Origin of the sequence: Cellulomonas biazotea, assembly GCF_004306155.1 — a bacterium.
Taxonomy (GTDB): Bacteria; Actinomycetota; Actinomycetes; order Actinomycetales; family Cellulomonadaceae; genus Cellulomonas; species Cellulomonas biazotea.
The window spans coordinates 1-8,966 of the sequence record NZ_BIMR01000176.1 but is presented as its reverse complement, the minus strand read 5'-3'; the positions used below and the strand labels follow the sequence as shown (position 1 = coordinate 8,966).

6 protein-coding genes and 1 pseudogene are annotated in these 8,966 nt (G+C 76.2%); all 7 read left to right on the top strand.

Features of this window, described 5'->3' with window-relative positions; translation table 11 throughout:
* Nucleotides 1-967 (top strand): annotated as a pseudogene (locus CBZ_RS20900) (hypothetical protein); the annotation flags it as partial.
* Nucleotides 968-1,147: 180 nt separating this feature from the next.
* Entirely contained in the window at nt 1,148-2,317 is a 1,170-nt protein-coding gene (locus tag CBZ_RS11895) for an HpcH/HpaI aldolase/citrate lyase family protein (protein WP_130781755.1), read from the top strand.
* 89 nt (nt 2,318-2,406) lie between these two features.
* Nucleotides 2,407-5,196, top strand: coding sequence for a phosphoribosyltransferase (locus CBZ_RS11890; RefSeq protein WP_246013311.1), 2,790 nt, complete (start codon nt 2,407-2,409; stop codon nt 5,194-5,196).
* A complete protein-coding gene (locus CBZ_RS11885) occupies nt 5,193-6,098 on the top strand; it encodes an HAD family hydrolase (protein WP_218022760.1) in 906 nt (301 codons plus the stop codon). The genes CBZ_RS11890 and CBZ_RS11885 overlap by 4 nt, the downstream gene beginning before the upstream one ends.
* Nucleotides 6,095-6,673, top strand: a complete 579-nt coding sequence (locus CBZ_RS11875) for a 1-acyl-sn-glycerol-3-phosphate acyltransferase (protein WP_130781754.1) — start codon at nt 6,095-6,097, stop codon at nt 6,671-6,673. The genes CBZ_RS11885 and CBZ_RS11875 overlap by 4 nt, the downstream gene beginning before the upstream one ends.
* 368 nt (nt 6,674-7,041) lie before the next feature.
* Entirely contained in the window at nt 7,042-8,100 is a 1,059-nt protein-coding gene (locus CBZ_RS11870) for an RDD family protein (RefSeq protein ID WP_130781753.1), read from the top strand.
* Between the two features lie 190 nt (nt 8,101-8,290).
* Nucleotides 8,291-8,803: a GyrI-like domain-containing protein gene (locus CBZ_RS11865; RefSeq protein WP_130781752.1), complete on the top strand. Its 513-nt coding sequence runs from the start codon at nt 8,291-8,293 to the stop codon at nt 8,801-8,803.
* The last annotated feature ends 163 nt before the right edge of the window (nt 8,804-8,966 follow it).

Sequence of the window (8,966 nt, the reverse complement as noted above, 5' to 3'; positions counted from 1 at the left end):
GAGGTCCGCCTCCGCGTCGGCGGGCTCGACGTCGCTCGACCTGTCGGCACCGGCGGCCGCGGGGTCGACGTCGTTGGACCTGTCGGCCCCGGCGTCGCGCCCGTCGGCGTCGAGGGCGCCGGACGTCTCGCGCCCGGCGGCCCCGGCGCCGACGAACTCGACGTCGTTGGACCTGTCGGCGCCTGCCGTCCCGACCGCCCCCGCCCCTGCGGCCCGTCCGGCTGCCTCCACGTCGCTCGACCTCTCGACGCCCGCGCCCGCCCCGACGACTGCGCGGGCGGGGTCGACGTCGCTCGACCTGTCGACGTCGGGGACCGCCGCGGCGCCGGCGGTCGCGAGCCCGGCAGCCCGCCGCCGGCCCTCCGCGGCCGCGGGCGACCTGGTCCTCGGGTACACCCCGGACCGTCTCCCGCCGGGCGGCCGGGTCGCGCTCACCGACGACCGGCCGACCCTGGCCCTGGACCGTCTGCAGTCGGGCGTCGGCGCGCTGACGTTCCGCGCGGCGGTGTCGGAGCACGTCGGCGACCTGCGCCTCGCGGCGGCGTACCGGCTGACGTCGGGGGAGTCGTCCGTGCTGGACCACGGGCGCGGGCTGTCCACGGCGCCGGTGCGCTCGAACCGCCCGGTCGTCCTCGCGGCGCGGGAGGCCACGGACGTGCTGCGCGTCGACCTGCGCCAGGTCGGGCTGCTCGAACGGCTCGTCGTCCTCGCGTTCTCCCCGTCGGGGGCGGCGCTGCGGTGGGGCGGGGCGCTGCTCGTCGAGACGGCCGGGGGTGGCCGCGTCGACGTCGCGCTCGACCGCGAGCCCGACACGGGCGTGCTCGTCGCGCTGTCCGTCACGAACGTGGCGGGTGAGCTGGTGCTCCGGTCGGAGGACGAGCTCGTGCACGGCACCTTCCGGGACGCGTGCCTCGCCTACGGGTTCACGCAGGTCACGTGGGTCGACCCCTGGACGCCGCTCACCTGACCCGCTCGCGAGCCGTCCACAGCCCCGTGGGAACGGCGATGCTCCACCGGACGTTCACCTGGACGCGACGCCCCCGTCGTCGCGCTGGGCTACCGTGTGCGCGGCGCCCAGGCCCCGGAGCGCCGCCACACGGACGGAGACCGACATGCAGGTCGAGGCGACCCCCACGCCGGGCGCGGCGTGACCGCGCGGCACTTCTCGCACCTGCCCGACGACGACGTCGAGCGCCTGTTCTCCCGGCCACCCGAGCCGCTCGGACGCGACTGCCCGCCCGCGCTGCTCGCGGCGGCACTCGGGGCGACCCTCTACATGCCCGGCACCCGTCCGCAGCTCGCGCGCGACCTCGTCAAGCAGGCCGCCAAGGGTGTCGTGAGCTCCGTGGTGTGCCTCGAGGACTCCGTCGCCGACGCCGACCTCGCCGCCGCCGAGCTCAACGTCGTCGCGCAGCTCCGCGAGCTCGCGCGCTCGGGCGACGAGTCGCCGTTCGTGTTCGTCCGGGTCCGGCGGCCCGAGCAGATCCCGCAGATCGTGTCCGGTCTCGGCGACGACGCCCGCATCCTGTCCGGCTTCGTGCTGCCGAAGTTCTCGGAGTCGTACGGGGCCGCCTTCCTCGACGCCCTCGACGACGCGTCCGCAGCGGCGGGCCTGCGCCTGCTCGCGATGCCCGTCATCGAGTCGCCCGAGATCATCCACCGTGAGACCCGCGAGGACGCCCTGCTCGGCGTCCAGCGGCTGCTCGACAAGCACCGCTCGTCGGTCCTCGCGGTCCGCACCGGCGCGACCGACCTGTGCGGCGTGTACGGCATCCGCCGGGGACGCGACCTCACCATCTGGGACGTGCGTCTCGTCGCGGGCGTCCTCACGGACGTCGTCAACGTCCTGGGTCGCACCGACGGCACCGGGTTCGTCGTGACGGGGCCCGTCTGGGAGTACTTCAGCGGCGACGAGCGGCTGTTCAAGCCCCAGCTCCGGCACACGCCGTTCGACCAGCACGACGCCAACACCCTGCGCGCCGACCTCATCACGCGCGACCTCGACGGCCTCATCCGCGAGGTCGTGCTCGACAAGGTCAACGGGCTCACCGGCAAGACGGTCATCCACCCGAGCCACGTGCCCGTCGTGCACTCGCTGTCCGTCGTCACGCACGAGGAGTACGCCGACGCGACCGACGTGCTCGACGCCGCGGGCCGGGCGGGCGCGTCGGCGTCGCGGTACGGCAACAAGATGAACGAGTCGAAGCCGCACCTGTCCTGGGCGGAGCGCACGATGCTGCGCGCGCGGGCGTTCGGCGTCGCGGCGGAGGACGTCGGGCTCGTGGACCTGCTCGCGGCGACGGCGGGGCGCCCGTGACGGCCCCGACGGTGACCGCGGGCCGCGCGCACGGTGCGAGCGGTCCGACGGGTGCGAGCGCTGCCGGCGACGGTCGAGCGAGCGACGCGGTGTGGTCCGGGGCGTGGGTGTCGGAGCGGCTCGACCTGACGCTGCGGACGACGGGCAGCGCGGTCGGACTCGACCTCACCGACCTCGTCGGGCTCGCGGTCCGGCGCAACCCGCGCCGCGCGCACCTGCTCGTGTCGCGCGTGCTCGGCAAGCACGTCCCGACGGACCCGCGCGTCGTGCGCGGCGCAGGGCTCCTGCTCGGCGCGCTCGTCCGGGAGGCGCTGGCTGACGACCGGCCCGCACCCGAGGGCACGCGCGGCGACGGCTCGCCCGCACCGGACGCCGCGCACGCCCTCGGGGCGCTGCTGCGGGACGCGCTCGACGGTGACGGGACCGCAGCGGACCGCCTCGTCGGCGCGCTCCGCGACGCGGTCCCCGCCGACCCGGTCCCGGCCGTGGTGCTCGGCTACGCGGAGACCGCGACCGCGCTCGGGCACGGCGTCGGCGACGCGCTCGGCGGGGCACCCACCCTGCACTCCACCCGGCGTCCCGTCGTGGGCGTTCCCTCGGTCGGCGCGTTCGAGGAGGAGCACTCCCACGCGACGACCCACCTGCTGCTGCCCGCCGACCCGGCGCTCCTCACGTCGGGCGCCCCGCTGGTCCTCGTCGACGACGAGCTGAGCACGGGCACGACGGCCCTGCACACCATCGAGGCCGTGCACAGGCTCGCCGCGCGCGACCGGTACCTCGTCGCCACGCTCGTCGACCTGCGGACCGACGCCGACCGGGCCCGGGCCGCCGCGCTCGCGGAGCGCCTGGGCACGCGGATCGACGTCGTCGCGCTCGCCGCGGGCGAGGTCGCCGCACCGCACGACGTCGTCGCGCAGGGCGCGGCGGTCGTCGTCGAGGTCGACGGCCAAGAGGTACCCGTGACGGGCGACGACGTGCGCGGTCCGGTCCGGCGCGTGGACGTCGGCTGGCCGCAGGACGTGCCCGAGACGGGACGTCACGGCGTCGTGGCCGCCGACCGGCGTGCGGTCGCCGACGCGGTCGCGACCGGGGTGGCGGCGCTGCGCGACGCGCTCGGGGTGGCGGCACCGCGCGACGCGCTCGGCGGACCTGCGGGCCGGCGCGTCCTCGTGCTCGGCACCGAGGAGCTCATGGACGTGCCGCTGCTGCTCGCCGAGGGCCTCGCGACCGCGCTCGACGACACAGACGTGCGCTTCTCGACGACGACGCGGTCCCCGGTGCTCGCGCTCGACGACCCGGGGTACGCGATCCGGTCGGCCCTGACCTTCCCCGCGCACGACGCGCCGGACGACGCGGCGCCCGGCGACCCGGGCCACCGTCGGTTCGCCTACAACGTGGACGGCGCGGGCGTGCCGTTCGACGCGGTCGTCGTCGTCACCGACGAGCCCGGCGACACCGCCGCCCTGACGGGACCGCACGGCCTGCTCGACGCCGTCGCGACCCGCACGCGGGACGTGCTGCTCGTCGTCCTGCCGGACGCCGCGGCCCGCCGCGCGCGCTCGGAGCCGGCGCACCGCGCCGGCCACCCCTCCGCGGGCACCTCGACCGGCACGGACGCGCACGGGCTGCCGTCGCCACTGCTCGGGCCCGCGTTCGGCTCGTACGCGCCCGACGAGGTCGCGTGGCTGCTCACCGACCTGTCGGGGGTCGCACTCGAGGCCCCGGTCGAGGAGCGCGAGGAGGCCATCCAGTCGGGCGGCGCCCACTACGCGGAGTCGCTGCCCGTCGAGTACCAGCCCAGCGAGTCGTACCGGCGGCTGTTCGAGGACGCGCTCGACGAGGGCGCGCAGCGCATGGCGCACGCGGTCGGTGTCGTCGCGGAGCAGCTCGTCGCGGCGCGCGGCGGCGACGTGACCCTGGTGTCGCTCGCGCGGGCGGGGACCCCGGTCGGCATCCTCGTGCGGCGGTGGGCGCAGCTCGTGCACGGCGTCGACCTGCCGCACTACGCGGCGTCGATCGTGCGCGGTCGCGGCATCGACGACGTCGCCCTGCGGTACGTCGCGGCGCACCACGACCCGGCGTCGGTCGTGTTCGTCGACGGCTGGACGGGCAAGGGCGCGATCGCCCGCGAGCTCGCCGCGGCCCTCGCGGAGCACGAGGAGCGGACGGGCACCGCGTTCCCGCGGGACCTCGCGGTCCTCGCCGACCCGGGCCGCTGCGTGCGGCTCGCCGGGACGCGCGACGACTTCCTCGTCCCCTCGGCGTGCCTCAACTCGACGGTCTCGGGCCTCGTCTCACGGACGGTGCTCAACCGGGACCTCATCGCGCCGGGGCAGTTCCACGGCGCGAAGTTCTACGCGGAGCTCGCCGACGTCGACGTGTCCGCGCGGTTCCTCGACGCGGTGTCGGAGCGGTTCGAGGACGTCCGGGCGGACGTCGAGCGGGACTGGCGGCGACTGGCGGACGAGCACGCGACGGTGGACTGGGCGGGGTGGGCAGCGGTGGAACGGATCGTCGAGCGGTACGGGATCGGGGACGTCAACCTCGTGAAGCCGGGGGTGGGGGAGACGACGCGCGTCCTGCTGCGGCGGGTGCCGTGGCGCGTCCTCGTGCGGCCCGACGCCGCCCCCGCGGACGTCGCGCACGTGCGGCACCTGGCCGCCGAGCGTGGGGTCCCGGTCGAGACGGTCGACGACCTGCCGTACAGCGTCGTGGGCCTCATCCACCCGAAGTTCACCGCCGGCGCCACCGGTGCCGACGGGCGGACCGTCGGGCAGGCCCTCGGCCAGGCCGCCGGGAACGGGTCGGAGCGGGCCGACGGGCGCGCGGCGCCGCCGGTCCCGCAGCACGCCGGACCGGGCGTCGGGGGTGACGCGTGAGCGCCGGGGTGGTCGTCGCGTGCGACCTGGACCGCACGCTCATCTACTCGTCCGCCGCGCTGCGGCTCGGCGGTGACGACGAGCAGGCGCCCGCGATGACCGTCGCGGAGGTGCTCGACGGTGCGCCCCTGTCGTTCTGGACCCGGGACGCGGAGGAGATGCTGGGCGACCTCGTCGCGGAGTCGACGTTCGTCCCCACCACCACGCGCACCCGTAAGCAGTACCGCCGCGTCCGGTTCCCCGAGCCGGGCCCGCGGTACGCCGTGACGTCGAACGGGGGGCACATCCTCGTCGACGGTGCGCCGTGCCCCGACTGGTCGCAGACCGTGCGCGGCCGCCTGCAGGAGTGCGCGCCGCTCGCGGAGGTCGTCGCGCACCTCGACGCCGTCGCCGACGACTCGTGGGTCCGCAAGCGCCGCGTCGCCGAGGACCTGTTCACCTACCTGGTCGTGCAGCGCGAGGACCTGCCGCCGTCGTTCGTCGACGACCTCACCCGGTGGTGCGCCGAGCGCGGGTGGACGGTGTCCCTGCAGGGGCGCAAGGTGTACTGCGTGCCCGCACCCGTGACGAAGTCGGCCGCCGTGGCGGAGGTCGCGCTGCGCGTCGGGGCCGACCGGACGTTCGCGGCGGGCGACTCGCTGCTCGACGCCGACCTGCTGGAGCACGCCGACGTGGGCTTCCGCCCCGCGCACGGCGAGCTGCACGAGGCCGGGTGGCAGGCGCCGCACGTCACGGTCACGGACCGGGCCGGTGTCGCGGGCGGCGAGGAGATCGTCGCGCGCCTGCTCGCGGCGGTCCGCGCCGAGGCCGGCGGCACCGAGGTCGGCGGCACCGAGGTCGGCGGCACCACGGTCGGCGGCACCACGGTCGGCGGCACCGAGGTCGAGGGCGAGTCGCCGTGAGCGTCCGGCAGCGCGTCGCGCGCGTGTACTGGCGGTTCAGCCGCTGGACGCTGACCGGCCAGCGGCTCCCCGCCGACGGCACGGGCATCCTCATCGGCGCCCCGCACACGTCCAACTGGGACTTCATCCTCATGCTGGCGATCGGCGGCGACCAGGACCTGTCGTTCCGCTGGCTCGGCAAGCACACGCTGTTCCGCGGCCCGGCCGGTCCGCTGATGCGGGCGCTCGGCGGCATCCCCGTCGACCGCCGCGACCCCGCGGGCCTCGTCGACGAGCTCGTCGCACGGATCAACGGCGGCGAGCGGTTCTACCTGGTCGTGACGCCCGAGGGCACGCGCCGCGGGTCCGGCTGGAAGTCGGGCTTCTACCGGATCTCCCGCGCCACGGGCCTGCCGGTGACGCTGGGCTTCGTCGACCGGACGACGATGACGACGGGCCTCGGCCCGACGATCGAGCTCACGGGCGACCTGTCCGCCGACATGGACGTCGTCCGCGCGTTCTACGCCGACAAGGCGGGTCACACGCCGGGCCGCAAGACCGAGCCCCGCCTCCACGACGAGACCCCCACGACCTGACGCGGGCGCACGCCGCCGCTCCTCGGGCCCGATCGAGCGCGTCGACGAGGCCGAGGTCGACACGTAGTGCCCGGGTCGCCACCCGTAGCCGGCACCGTCGCCCGACGTGGTCGCGCGTCGTCTGCAGCCCGGCGCCCGGCGCTCGTCGCCGACTCCGTCGCCCGCAGCCGGCCATGTCACCCGCCGCCGACTCCCGGTCGCCCGTCGCCGACCCCCGTAGCCGAGATCGTCCGTCCGTGCCGAGGTCGTCAGCTGGAGCCGGCGAGCTCGGCGCGAGGTGACGACCTCGGCGCACGGGGAGGCGCGGTGCGGGTGAAGCCGGGCAATTCGGGCACGGGGCGTGCGGCGGGGCTGTCAGGATCGTCCGCATGACTGCGGCCGTCGAGACCACCGACGGCGTCGACGACCTCGACGCCGTCGCCGTCCGGCCGCCGCTCGCGCCCTGGTGGCGGCGTGCGGTCGCGGCGCTGCTGGACGCGACGGTGGTCGGCGCGGCGACGTTCGTCGCGGTCGGGCCGGGCGGCTGGCCGTGGGAGTGGTCCGTGGTGCTCGGCGGGTCGAGCGGGTCGACCGCGCTGCCGCACGCGGGGGTCCTCGTGGCCGTCGTCGCGGGCGTCGTCGTCCTGCTGGCGCTGCAGGCGTGGACGGGGGCGACCCCGGGCAAGCGGGTCGTGGGCGTGGTCGTCGTGCGCGAGTCGGACGGCCGACCCGCGGGTCCGGTCCGGACGGCGGCGCGGACGGCCGCGCACGCGCTCGACCTGGTGCTGCTCGTCGGCTTCCTGCGACCGGTGTGGGACGAGCGGCGCCGGACGTTCGCGGACAGCCTGTGCGCGACGGACGTGCGCGTCGCCCGCCAGGTGCCCGGTCGGCGTGACGCGCACGGGCGACGACGCGGCGACGCCCCGCAGGGTCGCCGACGGCGTGGTGTCGCGACGACGGCTGTCGCGGCGCTCGTCTGCGGGGGATCGGTGGCGCTCGCGGCGGTGTCGTCGACGTCGTCGACGCCCGAGGTCGCGCAGGCGTGCGGCCTGGACGACAGGCCGATGGGGGAGGACCCTCCGATCGCGACCGTCGAGGTGCGCGTCCCCGCGACCGTGCGGCAGACGCGCCTGGGGCTGTCGCGGCACGTGTCGCCCCCGGCGGTCGCGACCGTGACGTGGGTCGTCGCGGACCAGGAGGTGGCGGCGGACGGGACCCGGTTGAGCGTGCGGCTCCTCACGGCGGCCGGCGACGAGGTCGCGGAGCTCGGCGGCACGGTCGAGGGCGGGACCCTGGTGCCCGACGAGGGCGCGGTGCTCGGCGGGCTCACGCTCCCGGTGCCGTGGTCGGCGCTGCGCGCCGCCGGGCCGGACGGGACGTGGGACGCCGGCGTCGGGACACCCTCGGTCCGCGCTGCGCTGTGCGGGGGACCGCTCGCCCCGTCGTGACGACGGCCGGCCCCGCGTCCGTCGTGCACCGGCAGCGGGGCCGGTGGTCGTCCGTCGTGAGCCGATGGCAAGAGCGGTGGGCGTCGGTCGGGTGTGGGCGGCGAGAGCGGTGGGCGTCGGTCGGGTGTGGGCGGCGAGAGCGGTGGGCGTCGGTCGGGCGCGGGCGGCGGGGCGGTCGTAGCCTTCGCGCATGGAGCGTCGTCGCGCGGAGCCCGTGATCGTGGACCGCCCCGAGGTGCACTACGTCGCGATCCGCGAGCGCGTGACGATGACGACGTTCGGGCGGATCGCGGACCGGTTCGACGAGGTGTTCGACTGGGTCGAGGCGCACTCGCTCGCGGCAGCGGGCCCGCCGTTCTTCCGGTACCGGGTGATCGACATGGAGCGCGAGCTGCTGGTCGAGGCGGGCGTGCCGTTGTTCGAGCCGGTGGCGGAGGTGGACGGCGACGTCGTCCCGGGGGTGCTGCCGGCGGGGCGGTACGCGGTGACGACGCACGTGGGGCATCCCGACGAGCTGGTGCAGGTGACGGCGGACCTGCTGGCGTCGGGGGCGGCGCACGGGTGGGTGTGGGACCGACACGAGTCACCCGACGGGGACGTCTGGGGGTGCCGTCTGGAGCTCATGCTGACGGACCCGCGGGTCGAGCCCGACATGAGCCGGTGGGAGACGCAGCTCGCGTTCCGGCTCGCCGACACGCCGTGACAGTCCGCAGATCCGCGTGATCCTGCGGCACAGCGGGGTGCTGAGCCGACCGGGTGAATTGGGCGCCTGTCCGAAACTGGTCGTTGTGAGCGCTTCCCCAAAGTCTCACGGTGCTCTAATGTCGGACTTGTCAGCGAAACGGCAAACCCTCCGCAAGGGGGGG

Excerpts from the sequence above, each read along its gene's own strand:
- CBZ_RS11870 (WP_130781753.1), top strand. The coding sequence starts at position 7,042 with ATGACTGCGGCCGTCGAGACCACCGACGGCGTCGACGACCTCGACGCC.
- CBZ_RS11865 (WP_130781752.1), top strand. The coding sequence starts at position 8,291 with ATGGAGCGTCGTCGCGCGGAGCCCGTGATCGTGGACCGCCCCGAGGTG.